This window comes from uncultured Lacinutrix sp. (assembly GCF_947500325.1).
In the GTDB taxonomy this organism is placed as follows: domain Bacteria; phylum Bacteroidota; class Bacteroidia; order Flavobacteriales; family Flavobacteriaceae; genus Lacinutrix.
In genome coordinates, this window is the sequence record NZ_CANMRQ010000008.1 from 179844 (window position 1) to 202180 (window position 22337).

Consider the following 22337-nt stretch of genomic DNA (forward strand, 5'->3'; position numbering starts at 1 on the left):
AAAAAAAAGCAGCCAATGGCTGCTTTTTTTTTATTTCTTATACTTTAAAGGTAAATGTACTATCTTTTTTGTTTCATAAAAACTTTCGGTATAAAAATCACTCAAATTATAAAGTGATGCCGTCTTATAATCTTGAAGTTCTTCACTTAAATCACCTCCTTTTAAATATAAAATTCCATTTTTAAGCTCATGATTTTGTGTTTTAGCAATCTTACCTTTTACCCAATGTACAAAAGTTGGCATAGCAGCTACTGCTCTACTTACTATAAAATCATAAGTCTCATTTATTTCTTCAACACGAGTATGCGTAGTTTTTACATTTTGTAATCCTAGCCCATTTACAACTTCATTTACAACTTTTAACTTTTTTGCTATACTATCTACTAAATGGAAATTACATTCTGGAAACAAAATTGCTAAAGGAACACCTGGAAATCCGCCACCAGTTCCTACATCCATAATTTCAGAACCCTCTTTAAACTGTATTACTTTTGCAATAGCCAATGAATGTAACACATGTCTTAGGTATAATTCATCGATATCTTTACGAGAAACCACATTTATTTTAAGGTTCCAATCTTGATACAAAGCAGATAGTTTAGAAAATTTATCTATTTGATCTTCAGTAAGGTTTGGAAAATATTTTAAAAGTAGCTCCATAATTTAATTTTTTGCAAAAATAGAAATTTTACAAGCATAATTTTATCAATTTCTTTATTAGTTCGAATGTTTTAATTAATTATCTTTGGCGGAAATATGATTAGCACATTTTGTGCGTTATCATATAAAAATTAAAAAGATGACAAAGCAAACCCTATCTTTCTCAAGAACAGATTCTGCAAAGTTTTTTAGAACACTAAACAAACGAGTTAATTCTTATTTTAAGGATAACAACATTAAACGAACAGGTAATTGGAAATTATGGCTAAAAACCGTAATAATGTTTACTCTATTTTTAGCACCATACTTCTTAATATTAACATTAGACATTCCTGGTTGGGCTCAATTACTATTAACGATAGTAATGGGAATTGGTATGGCCGGTGTAGGAATGAATGTAATGCATGATGGTAATCACGGTTCATTCTCTAACAAAGAATGGATTAATCGTTTAATGGGTAGTAGTATATATATTTTAGCAGGAAACGTATACAATTGGAAAGTACAACACAATGTATTACACCATACATACACAAATATTCATGGTCACGATGAAGATTTAGAAGCTGGACGTATTCTACGTTTCTCTAAACATACAGAATGGCGTAAACACCATAAATTTCAACATTACTATTCTATATTATTATATGGTTTGTTAACAATTAATTGGGCAATTACTACAGATTGGCAACAAATGAAACGCTACATGAAACGTAAATTATCTTATGGCGAGTTTCCAAATCCAGTTGCTAACTGGAGTAAATTAGTGATTTCTAAAGTTATCTATATTGCAATGTGGATTGTTTTACCTATGCTAATATTAGATGCCGCTTGGTGGAAAATTTTATTAGGTTTCTTTATAATGCATTATACAGCTGGATTAATTTTAAGTGTTGTTTTTCAATTAGCGCATGTTATTGAAGATGCTGAAATGCCTTTACCAGAACAAAACGGTACAATGAAAAATACTTGGGCTATTCACCAGCTAAAAACAACAGTTAATTTCGGGCCAAAAAGTAAAATTGCTAATTGGTTTACTGGTGGCTTAAATCACCAAGTAGAGCATCATATTTTTCCACATATTAGCCATATACATTATGGAAAAATTGCTGAGATTGTTAAAGCTACTGCAGAAGAATTTAACTTACCATACAACGAATATAAAACTACACGTAAAGCCATTGCTGCCCATTTTAGATACTTACGAGAAATGGGAATGAAACCAACTTTACAAGCTTAATAAACCGCATTATTTAATGAGCCAACAACTTTCTGACCGTATAATAAACATGTCAACATCTGCCACTTTAGCCATGGCAGCAAAAGCAAGAGAATTAAGAGGTCAAGGCAAAGACATTATTGGTCTTAGTCTTGGTGAACCAGATTTTAATACGCCAAACTTTATAAAAGATGCTGCTATACAAGCAGTAAATGATGATTATAATTCTTACACACCAGTAGATGGTTATGTAGAATTAAAAGAAGCTGTGATCACGAAGTTTAAACGTGATAATAATTTACAATATACGCTTCCACAAATTGTAGTATCTACTGGAGCAAAACAGTCATTGTATAATGTTGCGCAAGTAATGCTTAATAAAGGAGACGAAGTTATTTTACCTTGTCCTTACTGGGTAAGCTATAGTGATATTGTAAAAGTAGCAGAAGGTGTACCTGTAGAAGTAAAAACATCTATTGATACAGATTTTAAAATGACTGCACCTCAATTAGAGGCTGCAATCACACCAAATACAAAAATGCTATGGTTTAGTTCTCCTTGTAATCCAAGTGGTTCTTTATATAGTAAAACAGAATTAGAAGCTTTAGCTGAAGTTTTAAAGAAACATCCTAATATATATGTTGTATCTGATGAAATATATGAACATATAAATTACACAGGAAAACCACATGCTAGTATGGCAAGTGTTGATGGTATGTTTGATCGTACTATAACTATAAATGGTGTTTCAAAAGCATTTGCAATGACTGGCTGGAGAGTTGGATTTATTGGTGCACCAGATTGGATTGCACGTGCCTGTAACAAAATGCAAGGTCAAGTAACCAGTGGTACTAATTGTATTGCGCAACGCGCAGTAATTACAGCTTTAAATGCTGACCCAAGTGTTGTTAGTTACATGATTGACGAATTCAAAACGCGTCGTGATATGGTTTTAAATCTTCTTGGTGATATTGACGGTTTTAAAACCAATACACCTGAAGGTGCCTTTTATGTTTTTCCAGATGTTTCTGCTTTCTTTGGAAAGACTTTACGAGGAAAAACAATAAACAATGCCACAGATTTTTCTTTATATTTATTAGAAGAAGCTTTAGTAGCTACAGTAACAGGTGATGCTTTTGGAAATCCAGATTGTATTCGCATTTCTTATGCTGCGTCTCAAGAACAAATTATAGAAGCTATAAAACGTATAAAAGAAGCTTTAGTTTAAAAACTAAAACTTCTTAAAATTAAAAAAGCCACTAATTAATTTAGTGGCTTTTTTTACCGTAAATAATTATTGTCATAGAGAGAGCCCATTAAATTAACCAAAAACATCATAATTCTCTCTTATTTTTCTACTATTATTTACTGCGGTATTTCTTATATCTCTATAGAAAACTTTATATAACTTGTCTTAAAATTTATATTTCGAGCAAGTACTTTATCCTACGTATAATGACTATTATTTATATTAGAAAATACTAAAATAGCATCACAAAAAATAAATAAAAATTGAAAGCAAAATAACAACGGTAACACCTAAAACTGTTAATCGTTTTATGCTTCTAATTTTGTTTTCTTGAATTATATTTCTACGAATCTCACTAAGCTTTTTAGGTGTAGTTTCTGGCAGATTATACTCTGTTTTTTCTGTATTAGCAGTTATAAAACCCAGCTTTTTATCTTTACGTTTTGACAACATACTCTTATTATTCCTAATAACAGTTATCATAGCTTGTGTTCCCATAATCCATAAGGTATTAATCTAAAGATCTTAAATAGGTCTTTACTAGTTAAACAATAATTTAAATGAAATAGATACACCTTTAAGAACTTGCAAATTCTTACTATCTATTATGTTTTAAGAGAAGTATAAAAACCCCTGCTTTAAAAGAAAAGTTACTTTATATATATGTATTCCTTTTAATTAAAATGTTACATTTTAATTAAAAAATATAAAGTCTATTTATATTAAAGTTTCGTATATATTTTTAAATTTATAAAAGGCTTAAATTTGTAACTCACCTAAATTAGCTTATGAATATTTATGTTGTAGAAGATGAAATCATTCAGCTTGATGATATTTTAATAACTATTAAAGAGCTAGCACATAGTTGCGTTGGTCATTCTGGAGACCCTTTTGAAGTTATTGAACAAGTAGATGCATTAAAACCTGATGTTGTTTTAATGGATATACATTTAAATGGTAAAAAGCAAGGCATATCATTAGCCAAAAAAATTAAAAAACTTAGTAATACCCAAATAATATATACCTCATCAGATATTACCACAGAAGTTATTTCTGAAGCAGCAGATTCAGATCCCATAACTTATTTAACAAAGCCCGTAAACAAAACGGATTTAATGGCCGCTTTAATTCTTACAAAAAAGAAAATAGAAAAAACAAATACAATAAAAGAGACACTTCCAACGGAGATTTTTATTAAAAATAGAAGCAAGCTTATAAAAATACCTATTGAAAGTATTTTATTTGCTTATACAGACACAAAAAACTATTGCACAATTGTTACAGACGATGATAAAAAATTTACCGTTAGAAATTCTATAATTGGTCTACAACAATTATTAGCTCACGAACGCTTTATACAAACACATCGCGCATACATTATTAATTGGAGAAAGGTAGATGTTTTTTACGAAGGCACGCAATCTATAGAAATTAAAGGCAACACAATACCTCTAGGGCGCAGTTTTAAAGAACATGTATATAAAAGACTAAAGGTTATATAGTTGTTTTTAAATTAGTCCTCTAAAACCTGTTAATAGTCACTAAGAATCTGTTACTGGTATACAAACCAAAATTTTCATTGATTTTAGAATTTACATTTGGATAAACAATTAATCCAAACTTTTAAATTTTTTAATTATGAAAACATCTAAAAAAATCACCCCTATTCTTTTAAAGTCCTTTTTAATTCTAAGCTTACTTTTAAGTTTAACATCATGTTCTAAAAATGATGATAATGTACTTGAAGCTGTTACAAATAATCTTCCTAGTTCAGTACTTAGAACCTATACTGGCCCATTATCTTACACAGCAGACGGAGAAGAAGAAATCATAAACAACCCAGCAACGGCAACAATTTCAGGTTCTAATGGTGTTTACTCTATTTCTTTTAGTAATGATATTCCTTCTTTAACTGGTCTTTCTTTTGAACGCGTTGGACCTATTAATTTTCATTATGAAGAAGGAGATAATGAAATAGTAATCAATACGGTTTTGGTAATTGATTTTACTGTTAACGGAAACCTAATTGAGTTTTCTGGTATTTAAACTTTTAGAAGTAATACTAACCAAACCTTTGTCTAAAACACTTTATTTCATACTACACATTTAAGAGAATTTTGGATTAATACACTCATAAGTAGTATTTAATCTAGAGTTATTCAAAGGTTTAAATTATTCAACAAAACTTATTATTATGATAATAAAAAAAATACTTTTTATACTTTTTTGTGCTTTTACTACATTATCTATAGCACAATCTTATAACTTTAGTAAACTAACAGGGACATATACTAACCTAGCTAATTCTACTTCATTAAACAATAACGTGCCATGGGACGATCCCGAATTAACAATTCCTATTGGTTTCAATTTTCAATATTTTAATTCTACACTATCCGAGTTAACTCTTTTTAGTGATGGAGATGGTGCAGATTTATCTACTCAAACAACACCTACAGGCACATTACCAATTTTAATAGCTTATGGCGTAGACATTATTGATAGAGGTTATGATTTTAATAATCCAAATGCAAACACTGGCTCTTTATCTAATATTTCATATAAATTAGAAGGAACCGTAGGTAGTCGTATTTTAAAGATCGAATGGAAAAACGTAGGTTTCTATGAAGATATTAATGACGATGGAATTTCAATAGACTATACAAATTTTCAATTATGGTTATTTGAAGGCATAAACACTATTGAAATTCATTTTGGCCCAAACTCAATAACACAACCTAATTTAAATTTTGAAGGTGAAACTGGAGCTAGAATAGGCTTAGTAGAAAATTATAATTTTAACACAGAGACATTAATAGGAACTGCAAAAATGTTAAACGGGGATCCTAATGCTCCTTTTTTGGTGAATTCAAATGATGACACATTAGAATCTATATATTTAAATGGAGTTATACCTAACGGCACGATATATAGATTTGAAAACCAAAATTTAAGTATTAATAATTTTGAATTAGATAAAACTACTTCATTATTTCCAAATCCATCAAAAGAGTATTTTAAATTAACAACAAATTCTAATACTATAAATTCTATCTCTATAATAAACACTAGTGGCCTTATTATAAAAACAATTCATAATCCTAAAAGTAAAATTGATGTTTCTTATTTAAGTTCCGGAATATACTTTATAAAAATTAACACGAAACTTGGTAGTGTTTCAAAAAAACTAATAAAACTATAATTAAAAAGCCTCTAAATATTTAGAGGCTTTTATTATATATAATTTATTCTTGAAAAAATATTCTTTTTAGAATAGAGCAATCATAATTGCAAATAAAAATACTGATACTTTTAAAGTTGTTTCTATTGAACAATAATTACTAAGGCGATTACTTTTTAAACGTCTTCTAATATTAAAAACCGAAGGTTTTTTTCTATTTTTAAAGCTACACTTAACTACTTCTTTATAGTTAGAGTTTAATAATCCTGAATACGAATTGTGATCAATGGAAAATGGTTCTGGGTCTGGAGTTGTAATAGTTGATTTCATAATGATTGATTGTTTTTGGTTTACATATATATGACGACAAGCAAAACATTTTGTTACAACAATTTTAAACATAAACTACTGTGAAACAGTTTAAAAACCGTCAAACCACCTATAAAACCTAAGCAATATGAAGATTTAAAAAAAAGAAAAATTATCTGTTTCTCCAGAAAAAAGGCGTTAGTAAAATCAATACTGTGAATAATTCTAGCCTACCTATAAGCATTAAAAATGACGACCACCATTTCCCTATATTGGGTAATGCGCTATAATTATTAACTGGCCCAAAATCTCCTAAAGCGGGTCCTACATTCCCTAAACTTGAGGCAGCTAATCCAATAGCAGAAGTAAAATCTATTTTCATCATAGAAAAACCTAATGCACCAACAATAAATGCTAATAAATAAAGAATAAAGAAACCTAAAATATTAAATACAATATCTCCAGAAACAGACCTTTTATTATACCTCACAGGTAAAATGGCATTAGGATGTAATGCTCTTTTAAATTCTAAAAAACCATTTTTAATAGTAATTAAGTGGCGAACTACCTTAATTCCTCCAGAAGTACTTCCTGCAGATCCTCCTAAAAACATAAGCCCAAAAAAGAAAACCGTTAAAAAAGGAGTCCACAATGTATAATCTGCAGTTACAAAACCTGTTGTTGTAACAATTGCTAAGACTTGAAATAAAGAATGTCTAAAAGCGCTTTCACCATAACCTAAGACCATTGGGTGCTCTATGGAAGATTTGCTTGTATCTACATTAAAATATATAAGAATCGCAGCTATAGCTGTAAATATTACAATAAACTTAAAATAAAGTTTAAACTCTTCATCTTTAAAAACTTTTTGTATTCTGCCTTTAAAAACAAAATAACTCAATACAAAATTTGTTCCAGCAAGAAACATAAAAGCAATAATAATATATTGTATTATAGGCGTATCATTCCAGTGAGCCACACTTGCGTTTTTTGTTGAAAAACCTCCTGTAGACAAAGTACTCATTGAGTGGTTAATAGCATCGAAAAAAGACATTCCTGCAACTTTAAGTAAAATAGTCTCTGCAGCTGTATATCCAAAATATATAAGCCATAATCGTTTAGCAGTATCTGTTATTCTAGGATGCAGCTTATCTGCACTAGGACCAGGAGCTTCAGCAGCAAATAATTGCATTCCTCCAATTCCTAAAAGAGGTAAAATGGCAACTGCTAAAACAATAATTCCCATACCACCAATCCAATGTGTTAGGCTTCTCCAGAATAGAACGCCTTCTGGAACAACCTCTATATTATTCAAAATAGATGCTCCAGTAGTTGTAAAACCAGACATAGTCTCAAAAAATGCATCAGTAAAGTCTGGTATAGATTCAGTAAGTATATAAGGTAAGGAACCAGAAAGCGTCATAACAATCCAACCAAAAGCCACTACAATATAACCTTCTCGTTTGTTCATTTCCTTTTTATGATCTCTGGTTAAAAACATACCAAAACCACCAATCAATAAAGTAACTAAACCCGATAAAAATAATTCGAAAGTAACACCGTCTTTATAAATTAAGCTTACTAAAGTAGACAATAGCATAAAACTGCCATTAAATAAAAATAGCAATCCAAAAAAATGGAAAATAATCTTATAATTAAGTTTTAGCCGTTTACCCATTAGGTCAATTTACAAGAATAATTTTTCTACTCGTTTTATTGATGTTGGCAAACAACAAACTACAATATAATCGTCTTTTTGAATTGTAAAATCACCAAGTGCAATAAGCCCTTCTCCATCTCTAATAACTCCTCCAACTATAGCAGAGCGAGGAAAATCAACATTTTTAATTTGCTTATTACAAATTTTAGAATCACTCTTAACTTTAAATTCTAATAATTCAGCGTTCATATTATTCAGTTTGGTCATTGCAATAACCTCTCCTTTACGTATGTATCTAAAAATATTATTTGCAGCTAAAAGCTTTTTATTAATTAAAGTATCTATTCCTATAGATTGAGACAATTCGAAATAATCCATATTCTCGACTAAAGCTATAGTTTTTCTTACACCTTTAGACTTAGCCACTAAACAAGACATGATGTTAGTTTCTGAATTTCCTGTTACAGAAATAAAGGCATCCATATCACTTATATTTTCTTCTTCTAACAATTCAACATTTCTTCCATCTCCATTAATAACTAATACTTTTGAAAGCTCATCTGCAATTTCATAAGCAATTTCCTTATTATTCTCTATTAGTTTAATATTAAATTGTTTTTTTGTTAAATCTCTAGCAGTTTTATAACCAATTTTACTTCCCCCAAGAATCATTACATCTTTAATAGGTGTATTGGTTTTCCCTGTCATTTTACACAACTCTTCTCCACCACCAGTAGACGTTATAAAGACAACAGTATCTCCTTCTTTAAATTGTGTATCTCCTCTTGGAATAATTGTGTATTGAGTACCAAAACGCTGTATCGCTATAGGCACAAAATGTATTTCAGAGAAATGTTGTGCAGCTTCTTTTACCGTTTTCCCAACAAAAACCGCCGTTCTAGCCAAACTTAAACTTACCATAGTTAATGCACCATCTTCAAACTCATAACTTTCATTAAAAGCAGATTGATTTAATAGCAGTTTAATTTCTGAAGCAGCTAATGACTCTGGAGAAATTAATTCATCGATACCAAAACGAGTAAAACCAACTTCGTCTTTATGTGTAATAAACTCTGTATTAGATATTCTTGCAATGGTACGTTTAGAACCTAATTGCTTTGCTAACACGCACACTGTTATATTAGTTGTCTCTGATGCTGTAACTGCAATTACCAAATCACTTGACTTTACCTTAGCTTCTTTTAAAATAGAAATAGATGTAGCATCTCCTTTTAAAACTTTTATATCTAAGTGATTGTCTGCATAAGATAAACTCTCTCTATTAGTATCTATAAGTGTTATTTCTTGTGATTCGTAAGACAGTAACTTTGCTAAGTGAAATCCTACTTCACCAGCACCTGCAATAATAATTTTCATTGATTATATAATATGAAAGAAGCTACAAAGATAACTAATTTATCGTTTTCTTATTTATAGAATAAATAATTCAGTAGAAAGGTGTTAGTTAAAATTGAAGAATTCATCGTAAATTCGCAAAAAAATAATTTTGGCAAAAGTAAAACCATACAAAGACAGCAACCTTGGAAAAAAGGAACAAGTAACACAAATGTTCGATACCATTTCTGGTGACTACGATGGATTAAATCGAGTTATTTCTTTTGGAATAGATATTAAGTGGCGTAAAAAAGTTGTTAAAATTGTCAAGCAATCGCAACCAAAAACTATATTAGACATTGCTACTGGCACTGGTGATTTAGCAATTAATTTAGCTGAAACTAATGCTGAAAAAATAGTAGGACTAGATATAAGTAGTGGTATGCTTGATATTGGTAAAGAAAAAATTAAGCGTAAAAGTCTTGATCATAAAATTGAAATGATTTTAGGAGATAGCGAAAATCTACCTTTTGAAAACAACACTTTTGATGCTATTACGGTTGCCTTTGGCGTTAGAAATTTTGAGACACTCGAAAATGGTTTAAAAGAGATACTTCGTGTATTAAAACCTAATGGTACTTTTGTTATTTTAGAAACATCTATGCCTGATAAAACGCCATATAAACAAGGTTATAACTTTTATACAAAAAATATTTTACCGCTTATAGGCAGAACATTCTCTAAAGATAAAACGGCTTATAAATATCTATGTGAATCTGCCTCTCAATTTCCTTATGGAGAAGCTTTGAACAATATTTTACGTAATATTGGGTTTATAAATGTTAAAGATTTGCCTCAAACTTTTGGAGTGGCGACCATTTATACAGCATCAAAACAATAATATGAAAAACGTTTTTGCCCTAGTAACCTTTTTATTTGTAGCGTATACAAGCTCTGCTCAATTATTTACTAAAGAAAAAGTAAAGAATAATGAGAGTATGGATAAACAATCTTTGAGTTGGGGATACTACTTTGGAGTTAATAATTTTGATTACAAGTTTGACTATAATGATAACAAAGGTGATATACAAACCCAAAAAACATTTGGCTTTAATGTTGGTTTAGTAGGTGATTTAAGAGTTAATGATTATATTAATTTTAGATTCGAACCAGGACTAGTAATTGCATCAAGAAATTTAACATATCCTGAAAGTTTTTTTGACAATTTTAATGAAGAAGTACGCGATTCAGATTTACTACGTGAGGTAAAATCAACCTATGTTTATTTTCCTTTATTATTAAGGCTATCTACAAAACGTCATAATAATTTTAAGCCATTTATCACTCTTGGTGTTGCTACTTCTATAAATTTATCTAGTAACGAAAAAAACCCCGACGATAATAGTAATGGCCAATTTAGAACCACTAGTAACACTTTGTTTTACGATTTAGGTTTTGGTATTGATTTCTATTTATTCTGGTTTAAATTTACGCCTTCTATTCGTGGTGTTTTTGCTATTAATGATGAATTAATTAGAGACAATGACCCAAATAGTCCATGGACTGGAAATATTACATCTATGAAAACTCGTGGTGTTTTTATTAATTTCACATTTAGATAATATTTAAAGACATTAATCTCTTTTAAACTCACTCAACAATATTGCTGTAGCTGTTGCTACATTTAGGCTTTCAGTAGCTTGCAAATCACCAAATCTTGGTATAGAAATTCGCTGGGTCACTTGTTTTTCAATATCTTGAGAAATACCATTGGCCTCATTACCCATAATAAGAACACCTTGTTTTGGCAAGTCTCTTTTATATACATTATCCCCATCCATATACGCTCCAAAAATAGGCACTTCTACTTCAGTTAAAAACTGATTTAAATTTAAATAGTTAATATTCACTCTTGTTATTGATCCCATAGTAGCCTGTATAACCTTTGGATTATAACAATCTACAGTACCAATACTGCACACCAAATCTCGAATACCAAACCAATCACATAACCTAATAATTGTTCCTAAATTCCCTGGATCTCTAACATCATCTAGTGCAACAATTAATTTATTTGTATTAATAGTTTTATGTTCAGGAATTTTAAATACAGCCAATACTTTATTAGGAGTTTTTAAAAAACTAATTTTTTTCAATTCTGCTTCAGAAATAATCGTTTGTTTTTCGGCATAGCTATTGATAGGTTCTACTGTAAATAAATGATGTAATTCTAAAGTCGAAAGTAACAACTCATTAACCACTTTAATGCCTTCAGCAACAAAAAAACCATCGGTTATTCTATATTTTTTTTGCTTTAGACGCGTTATTAGTTTTATTTGACTTTTTGATAGCATTTAAAAAATGTATTTTTGAGGTTTTGATGTAATCCTTATTTTCAACAATTTCAGAATTACCAAAAAGATTAATCCTTATAATGTCTGGCTATTTGAAACAACAGTTCTCAAAAATACTATTAATTATTATAATATATGGTTTTATAACTTCTTGTAACTCTGTAAAACGTGTACCAGATGGAGAACATTTATTAAACAAAGCATCTGTTATAGTTAACGATAAAAATGAAGATAGTGATGTTGTTAAAAACCTTATTCATCAAAGACCTAATAGTAGAATACCTTTATTAGGTACTCCTTTAAGATTATTCATATACAATACAGCTCGTCCAAATTTAGATTCTATTTTAAAAGCCAGAATCGAAAACAACAAAAAAAAAACAGCTAGACAAAGACGTTTTCTATCAAGAAAACAACATGATAAATATATTCAATCTAAACTTGATTTTAATAAATGGATAAAAAGAACTGGTGAAGCACCAGTTGTAATTAATGATTCTCTATCTAAAAAAACTTTAAAACGTCTAGAAAATTATTATTTTAATAATGGCTGGTTTGATGTTGAAGCAAATTTTACAACTACAAGAAGTGCTAATAAAAAAGGAGATGTAAGCTATAATGTAACTACAGGAGAACCATATATAATTGATTCTTTATCAACCAAGATTACAACTCCTGTAGTAGACTCACTATATAAAACAAAAGAGAGCAAATCATTTATTAAACTTAATTCTCAATATAAAACGGTAAATGTAGTTACTGAAAAAGATCGTATTACTGAACAAATGCGAAACTCAGGAGTCTATCATTTTTCTGAAGACAATGTCTTTTTTGAAGTAGATACTCTTGGTAAAACAAAAAAAGTAAAAATAGACGTTCAAATTAGTGATAGAGCTATTATTTTAGAAGACACAACTTTATATGAACCTTTTAAAATATATAAAGTAAAAGATGTTAACATTTTTACCAATAGTAATTTTGATAAACGCAACGATCCTATAACAGATTCTACAACATATAATGGGTTTAATATATATAGCAAAGAAGCATTACGTTATAACCCAAAAACACTTTCTGATGCTGTTTTTATAACTCCAAATTCAATTTTTAAAGATAAAAACAGACCGCAAACATCTCGTCGAATTAGTAATTTAAACACATTTAAATACCCGAAAATTGATTATATAGAAAATAAAGAAGATACTACACTTACTGCTAATATATATCTTGCGCCTTTAAAAAAATTCACCTTAAATCTAGGAGGAGAAGTTTTGCAAAGTAATATTCAATCTGTTGGTTTTTCATTTAACCCAGGTATATTAGCAAGAAACGTTTTTAAAGGGGCCGAGACACTCGAACTAAGAGGAATTGTCTCTATAGGCGCATCTAGAGATGGAGCAAATGAACGAGATCAGTTCTTTGACATTAATGAATTTGGAGCTAATTTAGATTTAAAAATACCACGGTTCTTTTTTCCTTTTAATACAGAGAAAATAATCCCAAAATCTATGTTTCCTAGTACAAAAATGAGTTTAGCAATGACAAGCCAAACTAATGTTGGTCTAGACAAACAAACTTTTACTGGTAGTTTTAATTACAAATGGTTCCCTAATCAGAAAGTCACAAACCGCTATGACTTATTCAATATTCAATTTGTAAAAAACTTAAATACTGCTAATTATTTTAGAGAATATCGCAATTCTTATAATACACTTAATGAAATTGCTATAAGCTCTGGATATATTGGTAATACTGAAAATTTAGAAATCCCTAATCAAGCAAATGGGTTTCTTTCTGATGTTACTACTGGTGTGTTTACCAATTCATTATCTTCTCAAGACATACAAACAGTAAATTCTATTAATGAAAGAAAAGTAAGACTTACCGAAGACAACTTAATCCTTGCCTCTAACTTTAATTATACAAAAGACAAACGGGATAATTTATTTGACAATGATTTCTCTATATTTAGATTAAGACTAGAACTAGCGGGCAATGTGTTTTCTGCTGCTGCTAATGCTTTAGGCTTAGAAAAAAATAGTGATGATAAATATGAGTTATTTAATGTTGCCTTTTCTCAATATGTAAAAACCGAATTAGATTATATTAAATATTGGGATTTAGGAAATAAAAGCCTTCTAGCTGTACGCTCTTATTTTGGTATTGCTATTCCGTATGGAAACTCAACAAATATTCCATTTTCTAAAAGTTTCTTTGCTGGTGGAGCTAACGATAATCGTGCTTGGTCTGTATATAGTTTAGGACCTGGTAGCTCAACAACTACTAATGAATTTAATGAAGCCAACTTAAAAATTGCATTAAGTGCAGAAAATAGATTTAATATTTTTGGAGCTTTAAACGGAGCATTGTTTATAGATGCGGGAAACATATGGAATGTACTTGATGATGTAGAAGAAGATGCTGCCATTTTTAATTCCTTTTCTTCTTTAAAAGATATTGCCATTGGGTCTGGTTTTGGACTACGTTACGATTTTAATTTTTTTGTTATTAGAGGCGATATAGGTTTTAAAACTTATGATCCTTCTTATAGAGATGAAAACAGATGGTTTAATGATTATAATTTTAAAAATGCTGTTTATAATATAGGAATTAACTACCCTTTCTAGACTTATTTATAGAAACACTTACTATAACGTTTGCGGTGTTTTATCTATCCTTTTACTATAAAATATTCAAAATTTGATTACTTTTGACGTTCAATTTTTCAATTAAAAAAACACAACATGTCACACCAAATAAAACCAGGAGTAGCTACAGGAAAAGAAGTGCAAGCTATTTTTAAATTAGCAAAAGAAAAAGGATTTGCTTTACCAGCAGTAAATGTAGTAGGTTCTAACTCTATTAATGGCGTTTTAGAAACCGCAAAAGCCTTAAATGCACCTGTAATAATTCAATTTTCAAATGGTGGTGGCGTATTTAATGCTGGAAAAAGCTTAAGTAACGAAGATCAAAAAGCAGCTATTGCCGGTAGTATTGCTGGTGCAAAACATGTGCACTTAATGGCAGAAGCTTATGGTGTTCCAGTAATTTTACATACAGATCATTGTGCAAAAAAATTATTGCCATGGATTGATGGTTTATTAGAGGCATCTGAAAAACATTTTGCAGAAACTGGAAAATCTCTATACAGTTCTCACATGATTGATTTAAGTGAAGAACCTCTTGAAGAAAATATTGAAATTTGCAAAACATACCTTGAACGCATGAGTAAAATGGGTATGACATTAGAAATCGAATTAGGTATTACTGGTGGAGAAGAAGATGGTGTCGATAATAGTGATGTGGATGAATCTAAATTATATACTCAACCTGAAGAAGTTGCATATGCTTATGAAGAGTTAAGTAAAGTGAGTGACCAATTTACAATTGCAGCAGCATTTGGTAATGTACATGGTGTATATAAGCCTGGAAATGTAAAACTAACTCCAAAAATCTTAAAAAACTCTCAAGAGCATATTTCAGAAAAATATAATGTACCTCATAATCATATAGATTTTGTTTTTCATGGTGGATCTGGTTCTACTGTTGAAGAAATTAGAGAAGCAATTGGTTATGGTGTTATCAAAATGAATATTGATACAGATATGCAATACGCTTTCATGTCTGGTGTACGAGATTATATGGCTGAAAAAACAGAATATTTACAATCTCAAATAGGTTCACCAGATGGTCCTGAATCTCCAAATAAAAAACATTATGACCCACGTGTTTGGTTACGCAAAGGAGAACAAACATTTGTAGATCGCCTTAAAAAAGCTTTTGAAGACTTAAATAATGTCAATACATTATAAATAGTATAAAAAAACAAATTACTAATCCCGTTATAACTAAGTTGTAACGGGATTTTATTTGAAAAAAGGTCAAACTAAAGATATAGCTATAACAAATTTTGAGTTTGAATAATAAAAACAGTAATTTTGTACGCATTTGAAAATGCAAATAAAAACTAACTAATAGTATTAATTTTAGATTTTATCTAAAATTATAATCTCAAAATAGTAAATCAATATGGCTTGGTTTAAAAGAAAAGAAAAAGGTATTCAAACTTCTACGGAAGAGAAAAAAGACATCCCTAAAGGATTGTGGTATAAATCTCCTACTGGTAAAGTTGTAGATTCTGAAGAATTAGCAAAAAACTTTTATGTAAGTCCAGAAGATGGATATCATGTAAGAATAGGAAGTAAAGAATACTTCGAAATATTATTTGACGACAACAAGTTTAAAGAGTTAGACAAAGATTTATCTTCTAAAGATCCTCTTAAATTTGAAGACACTAAAAAATATCCAGAACGTTTAAAAGCAGCTCAAGAAAAAACTAAATTAACAGATGCTGTAAGATGTGCAGTAGGAAAATCTAAAGGTAAAGATTTAGTAGTTGCAGCAATGGATTTTGCATTTATTGGTGGTTCTATGGGTAGTGTTGTAGGAGAAAAAATTGCTCGCGCAGCAGATTATGCTCTTAAAAACAAATTACCTTTTATGATTATTTCTAAATCTGGTGGTGCTCGTATGATGGAAGCGGCATTATCTTTAATGCAATTAGCTAAAACCTCATCAAAATTAGCACAATTAGCAGAAGCTCAGTTACCATACATTTCATTATGTACAGACCCAACTACAGGAGGAACAACAGCTTCTTTTGCAATGTTAGGAGATATCAATATTGCAGAACCTGGTGCTTTAATTGGGTTTGCTGGACCAAGAATTGTTAGAGATACTACTGGTAAAGAATTACCTGAAGGTTTTCAAACGTCTGAGTTCTTATTAGAGCACGGCTTCCTTGATTTTATTACATTACGTAAAAACCTTAAAGATAAGGTAAACCAATATATAGATTTAATAATGAATCAACCATTGAGAGCGTAACATAAAACATACAAAACCAACAAATTAAACAGTTCTAAATATAATTATATTAGAACTGTTTTTATTTTCTATAAAGCTACTTGCTATTAAACAAAAAAACGTATATTTGCCGCTCGAAAGAAAGGCTTTCGTGTACATAACAATCATTTACAATAATATTAGAATGTATTTAACAAAAGAAGCTAAAGAGAAACTCTTTAAAAAGCATGGTAAAGATGCAAAAGACACAGGTTCTGCAGAAGGACAAATTGCATTATTTACAGAAAGAATTAACCACTTAACAGAACACTTAAAAAATAACCGCAAAGATTATAATACTGAGCGTTCATTAGTAAAATTAGTAGGTAAAAGAAGAAGCTTACTAGATTACTTAACTAAGAAAGATATCTTAAGATATCGTGCGATAGTAAAAGAATTAGGATTAAGAAAATAATCTCAATATAAAGACCACGCCTAACAGCGTGGTTTTTTGTTATATATTAACTCGTTTTTGGAAGAGTTTAAACTCCAAAAATTGAAGAAGCTAATTACAGTTTTTCATTGGTCACAACTACTACTACACAACACAACTACCAATGTTTAATTAGAATTAAAACTTATTTATGATTCCAAAAGTTTTTAGAGAGGTCATTGACCTTGGTGATGGAAGAGAAATTTCTATCGAAACCGGAAAGTTAGCAAAGCAGGCACATGGTTCTGTTGTTGTTCAGTCAGGAAAATGTATGTTATTATGTACAGTGGTTTCCAATTACAAACAAGCAGATGTCGATTTTTTACCATTAACGGTAGATTATCGCGAAAAATTTGCAGCTGCAGGTCGTTACCCTGGTGGTTTCTTTAAAAGAGAAGCAAGACCAAGTGATGGTGAAGTATTAACTATGCGTTTAGTGGATCGTGTTTTACGTCCATTATTCCCTAAAGATTATCATGCAGAAACGCAAGTGATGATTCAGTTAATGTCTCATGACGAAGATGTTATGCCAGATGCAATGGCAGGTTTAGCAGCTTCAGCAGCTATTCAATTATCAGATTTTCCATTTGAGTGTCCAATTTCTGAAGCTAGAGTTGCACGTGTTAATGGTGAATTTGTTATCAACCCAACCAGAGCACAATTAGCAGAATCTGATATCGATATGATGATTGGAGCATCAGCCGATTCTGTAATGATGGTTGAAGGTGAAATGGATGAAATTTCTGAAGAAGAAATGGCAGATGCAATTAAATTTGCTCATGAAGCTATTAAAGTACAATGTGCTGCTCAAGTAAGATTAGCAGAAGCTTTTGGTAAAAAAGAAACACGTGAGTACGAACCAGAAAGAGAAGATGCAGATTTAGCTCAGAAAATTCATGATATGGCATATGATAAAGTTTATGCTATAGCTAAAGCAGGTTCTTCTAAGAAAGAACGCGGCATGGCTTTTTCTGAAATTAAAGAAGAAATAAAAACAACTTTTTCTGAAGAAGAATTAGAAGACTTTGGCGATTTAGTTTCTAAATATTATAGTAAAGCTGAAAAAGCTGCTATTAGAAACTTAACCTTAGATGAAGGTTTACGTTTAGATGGCCGTAAGACAGATGAAATTAGACCAATTTGGTGTGAGGTAGATTATTTACCTTCTACACATGGTTCTTCTGTATTTACACGTGGTGAAACTCAAGCATTAGCGACAGTAACTTTAGGTACATCAAGAGATGCCAATCAAATAGATATGCCTTCTTATGAAGGTGAAGAACGTTTCTATTTACATTATAACTTCCCTCCTTTTTGTACAGGTGAAGCTAGACCATTAAGAGGAACTTCTAGAAGAGAAGTTGGTCATGGAAACTTAGCGCAACGTGGTTTAAAAGGAATGATTCCTGAAGACTGTCCTTACACAGTAAGAGTTGTTTCTGAAGTATTAGAATCTAACGGTTCATCTTCTATGGCAACTGTTTGTGCAGGTACAATGGCATTAATGGATGCTGGTGTTCAAATGACAAGACCTGTTTCTGGTATTGCAATGGGATTAATTTCTGATGCTGACTCTGGAAAATATGCTGTATTATCTGATATTTTAGGTGATGAAGATCACTTGGGTGATATGGACTTTAAGGTAACAGGTACAGACGCTGGTATTACAGCTTGCCAAATGGATATTAAAGTAAAAGGATTAAGCTACGAGATTTTAGTAAATGCACTAAAACAAGCTCGTGACGGTCGTTTACATATATTAGGAAAATTAACAGACACTATTGCTGCTCCTGCTGCAGATGTTAAGCCACATTCTCCTAAAATGATTACTAGACGTATTCCTAACGAATTTATTGGAGCCTTAATTGGTCCTGGAGGAAAAGTAATTCAAGAATTACAAAAAGAAACAGGAACTACTATAGTTATTAACGAAGATCCTGTAACAGAAGAAGGCGTTGTAGAAATTTTAGGTGTTGGTTCTGAAGGTATTGATGCTGTTCAAGCTAAAATAGATTCTTTATTATTTAAGCCTCAAGTTGGCAGCGTATACGAAGTAAAAGTAATCAAGATGCTTGATTTTGGTGCTGTTGTAGAATATATGGATGCTCCTGGAAACGAGGTTTTATTACATGTTAGTGAATTAGCTTGGGAACGTACTGAAAATGTATCTGATGTTGTAAACATGGGAGATGTTTTTGATGTAAAATACTTTGGTGTAGATTCTAGAACTCGTAAAGAGAAAGTATCTCGTAAAGCTATTTTACCAAAACCAGAAGGTTATGTAGCAAGGCCACCTAGAGAGAATAAAGGTGGTGGACGTGATAATAGAGGTAGAGATAATCGTGGACGTGATAACCGTCGTGATGATCGTAAACCTAGAGAAAATAAGAAAGAAGATTAATAATTCTTACTTTTTTAAATAAAATTCAAACCAGTCAAGTTTAAAACCTGACTGGTTTTTTTATATCCCAAATGTTAATCCTAATGTAAAGTAACTATTACCAAAATTAGATGGTAATCTTTCTTTGAATAGGTTATAAGGAGTAAAAAAATAGTCTACTTTTATACCAATATTACGTCTAAAAACTTTTGCCCTAATTCCAGTACCAATACTAAAAGAAATAGTCTCCACACCATAAACACTATCGTTTTCTTCTTTTGGCTTCCCAGTCTCTATATCTGTTTGAAAAAAACCAACTCCTATTCCAAATCTTTTTTCCCAACTCAAACTTGCTCCTATTGGAGTCATATGTGTTATCCATGCACCTAAAGTACCACTTGTAGAAGCACCTCCTTCTAATATTTGATCATTATCGATATAGATTATATTTTGTTTAGTTTTGGGAAAGAATAAAGAAACCCCCAAATCAATTCTAATTTTTTGATTTAATGGAACACCAAAATAAAACCCTATTCCTAAACTCTCATCTAACGATTCTTTTAGATTACCTGAAGGAATAAATGAGTTAATATCTACACTAAATATATAGTCTATACGTGAATCATTATTAATATTCTTTAAAGCTATACTATCATTTTGAGATAATACAATTGAAGTAAAAAAAATAAATAGTATAATAGTTATTGTTTTCATTATAGTTATTTATATGATTAACCTTTAAATTGCCAATTAATCAATGGCAATGAACGCTTATCATTTTTATTCCAAAGTCCTAATTGAACTCCTCTAAAATTTTTAGCTTGATTCCATAACCCTATTTGAATACCATAGCCACCAGCTAATACATGATTTTGGGCAGCCATTTGTATGCCTTTTAAAACTTGAGTTTCATTGTTGAAAAATGAAACTATCAATCCATTTGAAATAAATGATTGATTTCCGCCACCTGCTACAAGTATACCATTTGCTCTTTCTGTTTGATTTAAAAAACCAGCAATTGAAATACCATTACTTTTTCTAGAAAATTGCATAAGTGTATTTATAGAAACCCCATATAAATCAACACCATTAATATTACCACTTGAGATATTTAATCCATAAACTTTTTGATTAATCTCTGTATTCATGACTTTACCGTATTGTTCTATATTATTTGCTAAGTTATCACCACCACCAAATAAGAAGAATAAAGCTGATGTTGGATCTGCTTCAACCCTTAAACCAAAAGTTCTTGAGGTTTTTTTTGAATTTGAAATAGTTTCTGGAATTAACCCAACAGATACTCCTAAAATATCAGAACTAGTATCATGGTAGCTCCATATTGGAAAACGAAATTTTCTTTTTTCTTTAATTTCTTCTTGAGCAATGAGATGACAGGAAAACAAAAAAACAAATACAATTAAAATGTAATTTTTCATAAGTTTAGTTTTAAATTCAATACAATATTATTGCTATAAATGCATCTATATTATTAAAATACACGAAATGGAAAATTAATTTTTGCGATAATCGCAAATTATAAATACATTTGAAGATGTATCAAACTACATTTCTCGAAAATTTAAAACAAGAATTATCAGAAAACGCTTCAATAATAGAAGCAGTTGCAACTGCTTTAGACATAAGTTACGATGCTGCTCACAGACGCGTAAGTTTAAAAAGTAAGTTTTCAATTGAAGAAACCATTGTTTTAGCCAAATACTACAATTTATCTTTAGACCGTTTATTTGAAACCACAAATACAGAGTTCGTTACTATTGAAAAAACAAAGCACATAGAAACTGAAGCAGAATTACAGTTATATTTTGAAGACTCTTATAACTCTCTATATCCTTTATTAAAGAAAAAGGATTGTGAAATATTATATTCTGCAAAGGACATTCCTTTATTTTATAACTTGAATGGAGACACTTTAAGTCAATTTAAATACTACGTTTGGTTAAAATTATTAAACCCCGAGTTAGCCACTAAAAGTTTTGAAAGTTTTGCACCCAATACCAATTTAATTGAAGCCGGGAAAAAATTAGGCAGTTTGTACTACAACTTAAATACTATTGAAATATGGGATATAACATCTATTAATAGCACTTTAAAACAAATTAATTACTATTTCCAAGCTGGACATGTTGAAAGTAAAACAGCATTGCATTTATGCGAATTATTAAAACAGCTTATAGAAAAGATCTCTGATAAGGTAATCACAAAAGAAATTGAATATAAACTCTATTATAACGAGTTACACTTAATGAATAATAATGTCTTGGTTAACACACCAGAATCTCAATTATTATACGTACCATTTACACTACTCTCCTATTATAAAACTGGAGACAAACATACTTGTAATGAAGCTAAAGTTTTTTTAAACAAACAATTACAAAACTCTAAATTATTAAATACTGCTGGCGAAAAAGAACGCAATACATTTTTTAATAAAATCTATACAAAAATTAACGCCCTTAGCAATCTAATTGAAGCGACTCAAGTTTTAGATTTTGAATAAATATTAATCAAAAAAAGCCCATCAATATTTGATGGGCTTTTTTTATATTAATGTCCCGTCCTGAAATAAGTTGACAAAAAATCGACTTATTAATGAAAAGTAAAGAGAACAAAAGAGTTAAACGAACT

At 30.3% G+C, this 22337-nt stretch carries 21 protein-coding genes; 13 read left to right on the plus strand and 8 right to left on the minus strand.

Features of this window, described 5'->3' with window-relative positions:
* Window positions 1-30: 30 nt before the first annotated feature.
* Window positions 31-660 (minus strand): 16S rRNA (guanine(527)-N(7))-methyltransferase RsmG, encoded by a 630-nt coding sequence (rsmG, locus tag Q0997_RS11875; protein WP_299889131.1) that lies wholly within the window; start codon window positions 658-660, stop codon window positions 31-33.
* A 139-nt stretch (window positions 661-799) separates the two neighbouring features.
* On the opposite strand from rsmG, the gene Q0997_RS11880 reads away from it, so the two are divergent.
* Window positions 800-1900: an acyl-CoA desaturase gene (locus Q0997_RS11880; protein ID WP_299889133.1), complete on the plus strand. Its 1101-nt coding sequence runs from the start codon at window positions 800-802 to the stop codon at window positions 1898-1900.
* 16 nt (window positions 1901-1916) lie between these two features.
* On the plus strand, window positions 1917-3107 hold the full coding sequence (locus Q0997_RS11885) for a pyridoxal phosphate-dependent aminotransferase (protein WP_299889135.1): 1191 nt from the start codon (window positions 1917-1919) through the stop codon (window positions 3105-3107).
* Between the two features lie 264 nt (window positions 3108-3371).
* Here the strand turns inward: Q0997_RS11885 and Q0997_RS11890 are convergent, their stop codons facing one another.
* Window positions 3372-3626: a hypothetical protein gene (locus Q0997_RS11890; RefSeq protein ID WP_299889137.1), complete on the minus strand. Its 255-nt coding sequence runs from the start codon at window positions 3624-3626 to the stop codon at window positions 3372-3374.
* Between the two features lie 290 nt (window positions 3627-3916).
* On the opposite strand from Q0997_RS11890, the gene Q0997_RS11895 reads away from it, so the two are divergent.
* The 3 genes from Q0997_RS11895 (at window position 3917) to Q0997_RS11905 (ending at window position 6330) form a co-directional block, all read left to right on the plus strand.
* Window positions 3917-4630 (plus strand): LytTR family DNA-binding domain-containing protein, encoded by a 714-nt coding sequence (locus Q0997_RS11895; protein WP_299889139.1) that lies wholly within the window; start codon window positions 3917-3919, stop codon window positions 4628-4630.
* Window positions 4631-4766: 136 nt separating this feature from the next.
* Window positions 4767-5174 (plus strand): hypothetical protein, encoded by a 408-nt coding sequence (locus Q0997_RS11900; RefSeq protein WP_299889140.1) that lies wholly within the window; start codon window positions 4767-4769, stop codon window positions 5172-5174.
* A 148-nt stretch (window positions 5175-5322) separates the two neighbouring features.
* The gene (locus tag Q0997_RS11905; protein ID WP_299889142.1) at window positions 5323-6330 is read left to right on the plus strand and encodes a T9SS type A sorting domain-containing protein; all 1008 of its coding nucleotides are present in this window, start codon (window positions 5323-5325) and stop codon (window positions 6328-6330) included.
* Window positions 6331-6396: 66 nt separating this feature from the next.
* Here Q0997_RS11905 and Q0997_RS11910 read toward each other — a convergent pair whose 3' ends face one another.
* From Q0997_RS11910 to trkA, 3 genes are all read right to left on the minus strand, one after another.
* Window positions 6397-6639 carry a hypothetical protein gene (locus Q0997_RS11910; protein ID WP_299889144.1) on the minus strand — a complete coding sequence of 81 codons (243 nt, stop codon included), beginning with the start codon at window positions 6637-6639 and terminating at the stop codon, window positions 6397-6399.
* 151 nt (window positions 6640-6790) lie between these two features.
* Window positions 6791-8296, minus strand: a complete 1506-nt coding sequence (locus tag Q0997_RS11915; RefSeq protein ID WP_299889146.1) for a TrkH family potassium uptake protein — start codon at window positions 8294-8296, stop codon at window positions 6791-6793.
* A gap of 9 nt (window positions 8297-8305) precedes the next feature.
* Window positions 8306-9655 carry a Trk system potassium transporter TrkA gene (gene trkA / locus Q0997_RS11920; protein ID WP_299889148.1) on the minus strand — a complete coding sequence of 450 codons (1350 nt, stop codon included), beginning with the start codon at window positions 9653-9655 and terminating at the stop codon, window positions 8306-8308.
* A gap of 127 nt (window positions 9656-9782) precedes the next feature.
* Between trkA and ubiE the strand changes: the two genes are divergently transcribed.
* Together ubiE and Q0997_RS11930 are read left to right on the plus strand one after the other, a co-directional pair.
* Window positions 9783-10514: a bifunctional demethylmenaquinone methyltransferase/2-methoxy-6-polyprenyl-1,4-benzoquinol methylase UbiE gene (gene ubiE, locus Q0997_RS11925; RefSeq protein WP_299889172.1), complete on the plus strand. Its 732-nt coding sequence runs from the start codon at window positions 9783-9785 to the stop codon at window positions 10512-10514.
* 1 nt (window position 10515) lies between these two features.
* On the plus strand, window positions 10516-11235 hold the full coding sequence (locus Q0997_RS11930) for a porin family protein (RefSeq protein WP_299889150.1): 720 nt from the start codon (window positions 10516-10518) through the stop codon (window positions 11233-11235).
* Between the two features lie 12 nt (window positions 11236-11247).
* On the opposite strand, the gene Q0997_RS11935 is transcribed toward Q0997_RS11930, so the two are convergent.
* The gene (locus Q0997_RS11935) at window positions 11248-11967 is read right to left on the minus strand and encodes an RNA methyltransferase (RefSeq protein WP_299889152.1); all 720 of its coding nucleotides are present in this window, start codon (window positions 11965-11967) and stop codon (window positions 11248-11250) included.
* A gap of 92 nt (window positions 11968-12059) precedes the next feature.
* Between Q0997_RS11935 and Q0997_RS11940 the strand changes: the two genes are divergently transcribed.
* The 5 genes from Q0997_RS11940 to Q0997_RS11960 all read left to right on the plus strand — a co-directional run bounded on the left by Q0997_RS11940 (window position 12060) and on the right by Q0997_RS11960 (window position 19706).
* Window positions 12060-14594, plus strand: a complete 2535-nt coding sequence (locus Q0997_RS11940; RefSeq protein ID WP_299889154.1) for a BamA/TamA family outer membrane protein — start codon at window positions 12060-12062, stop codon at window positions 14592-14594.
* 117 nt (window positions 14595-14711) lie between these two features.
* The gene (gene fbaA, locus Q0997_RS11945) at window positions 14712-15779 is read left to right on the plus strand and encodes a class II fructose-bisphosphate aldolase (RefSeq protein ID WP_299889156.1); all 1068 of its coding nucleotides are present in this window, start codon (window positions 14712-14714) and stop codon (window positions 15777-15779) included.
* A 217-nt stretch (window positions 15780-15996) separates the two neighbouring features.
* Window positions 15997-16854, plus strand: a complete 858-nt coding sequence (gene accD / locus Q0997_RS11950) for an acetyl-CoA carboxylase, carboxyltransferase subunit beta (RefSeq protein ID WP_299889158.1) — start codon at window positions 15997-15999, stop codon at window positions 16852-16854.
* 163 nt (window positions 16855-17017) lie between these two features.
* Window positions 17018-17287: a 30S ribosomal protein S15 gene (gene rpsO / locus Q0997_RS11955; RefSeq protein ID WP_299889160.1), complete on the plus strand. Its 270-nt coding sequence runs from the start codon at window positions 17018-17020 to the stop codon at window positions 17285-17287.
* A gap of 169 nt (window positions 17288-17456) precedes the next feature.
* Window positions 17457-19706 carry a polyribonucleotide nucleotidyltransferase gene (locus Q0997_RS11960; protein ID WP_299889162.1) on the plus strand — a complete coding sequence of 750 codons (2250 nt, stop codon included), beginning with the start codon at window positions 17457-17459 and terminating at the stop codon, window positions 19704-19706.
* A gap of 60 nt (window positions 19707-19766) precedes the next feature.
* Here the strand turns inward: Q0997_RS11960 and Q0997_RS11965 are convergent, their stop codons facing one another.
* On the minus strand, window positions 19767-20399 hold the full coding sequence (locus Q0997_RS11965; protein ID WP_299889164.1) for a hypothetical protein: 633 nt from the start codon (window positions 20397-20399) through the stop codon (window positions 19767-19769).
* Window positions 20400-20416: 17 nt separating this feature from the next.
* Window positions 20417-21124, minus strand: coding sequence for a hypothetical protein (locus Q0997_RS11970; protein ID WP_299889166.1), 708 nt, complete (start codon window positions 21122-21124; stop codon window positions 20417-20419).
* A gap of 116 nt (window positions 21125-21240) precedes the next feature.
* Here Q0997_RS11970 and Q0997_RS11975 point away from each other — a divergent pair, with 116 nt between their 5' ends.
* Window positions 21241-22209 carry a hypothetical protein gene (locus tag Q0997_RS11975; RefSeq protein ID WP_299889168.1) on the plus strand — a complete coding sequence of 323 codons (969 nt, stop codon included), beginning with the start codon at window positions 21241-21243 and terminating at the stop codon, window positions 22207-22209.
* Window positions 22210-22337 lie beyond the last annotated feature (128 nt).

What these genes read in the sequence shown, in the direction of transcription:
- Q0997_RS11910 (WP_299889144.1), bottom strand. Translation starts at nt 6,639, where the DNA reads ATGAAATCAACTATTACAACTCCAGACCCAGAACCATTTTCCATTGAT.
- Q0997_RS11895 (WP_299889139.1), top strand. Translation starts at nt 3,917, where the DNA reads ATGAATATTTATGTTGTAGAAGATGAAATCATTCAGCTTGATGATATT.
- Q0997_RS11975 (WP_299889168.1), top strand. Translation starts at nt 21,241, where the DNA reads ATGTATCAAACTACATTTCTCGAAAATTTAAAACAAGAATTATCAGAA.
- rpsO (WP_299889160.1), top strand. Translation starts at nt 17,018, where the DNA reads ATGTATTTAACAAAAGAAGCTAAAGAGAAACTCTTTAAAAAGCATGGT.
- Q0997_RS11935 (WP_299889152.1), bottom strand. Translation starts at nt 11,967, where the DNA reads ATGCTATCAAAAAGTCAAATAAAACTAATAACGCGTCTAAAGCAAAAA.
- Q0997_RS11890 (WP_299889137.1), bottom strand. Translation starts at nt 3,626, where the DNA reads ATGGGAACACAAGCTATGATAACTGTTATTAGGAATAATAAGAGTATG.
- Q0997_RS11880 (WP_299889133.1), top strand. Translation starts at nt 800, where the DNA reads ATGACAAAGCAAACCCTATCTTTCTCAAGAACAGATTCTGCAAAGTTT.
- accD (WP_299889158.1), top strand. Translation starts at nt 15,997, where the DNA reads ATGGCTTGGTTTAAAAGAAAAGAAAAAGGTATTCAAACTTCTACGGAA.
- trkA (WP_299889148.1), bottom strand. Translation starts at nt 9,655, where the DNA reads ATGAAAATTATTATTGCAGGTGCTGGTGAAGTAGGATTTCACTTAGCA.
- Q0997_RS11965 (WP_299889164.1), bottom strand. Translation starts at nt 20,399, where the DNA reads ATGAAAACAATAACTATTATACTATTTATTTTTTTTACTTCAATTGTA.
- Q0997_RS11960 (WP_299889162.1), top strand. Translation starts at nt 17,457, where the DNA reads ATGATTCCAAAAGTTTTTAGAGAGGTCATTGACCTTGGTGATGGAAGA.
- Q0997_RS11930 (WP_299889150.1), top strand. Translation starts at nt 10,516, where the DNA reads ATGAAAAACGTTTTTGCCCTAGTAACCTTTTTATTTGTAGCGTATACA.
- Q0997_RS11970 (WP_299889166.1), bottom strand. Translation starts at nt 21,124, where the DNA reads ATGAAAAATTACATTTTAATTGTATTTGTTTTTTTGTTTTCCTGTCAT.
- Q0997_RS11915 (WP_299889146.1), bottom strand. Translation starts at nt 8,296, where the DNA reads ATGGGTAAACGGCTAAAACTTAATTATAAGATTATTTTCCATTTTTTT.
- Q0997_RS11900 (WP_299889140.1), top strand. Translation starts at nt 4,767, where the DNA reads ATGAAAACATCTAAAAAAATCACCCCTATTCTTTTAAAGTCCTTTTTA.
- Q0997_RS11905 (WP_299889142.1), top strand. Translation starts at nt 5,323, where the DNA reads ATGATAATAAAAAAAATACTTTTTATACTTTTTTGTGCTTTTACTACA.
- Q0997_RS11885 (WP_299889135.1), top strand. Translation starts at nt 1,917, where the DNA reads ATGAGCCAACAACTTTCTGACCGTATAATAAACATGTCAACATCTGCC.
- rsmG (WP_299889131.1), bottom strand. Translation starts at nt 660, where the DNA reads ATGGAGCTACTTTTAAAATATTTTCCAAACCTTACTGAAGATCAAATA.
- fbaA (WP_299889156.1), top strand. Translation starts at nt 14,712, where the DNA reads ATGTCACACCAAATAAAACCAGGAGTAGCTACAGGAAAAGAAGTGCAA.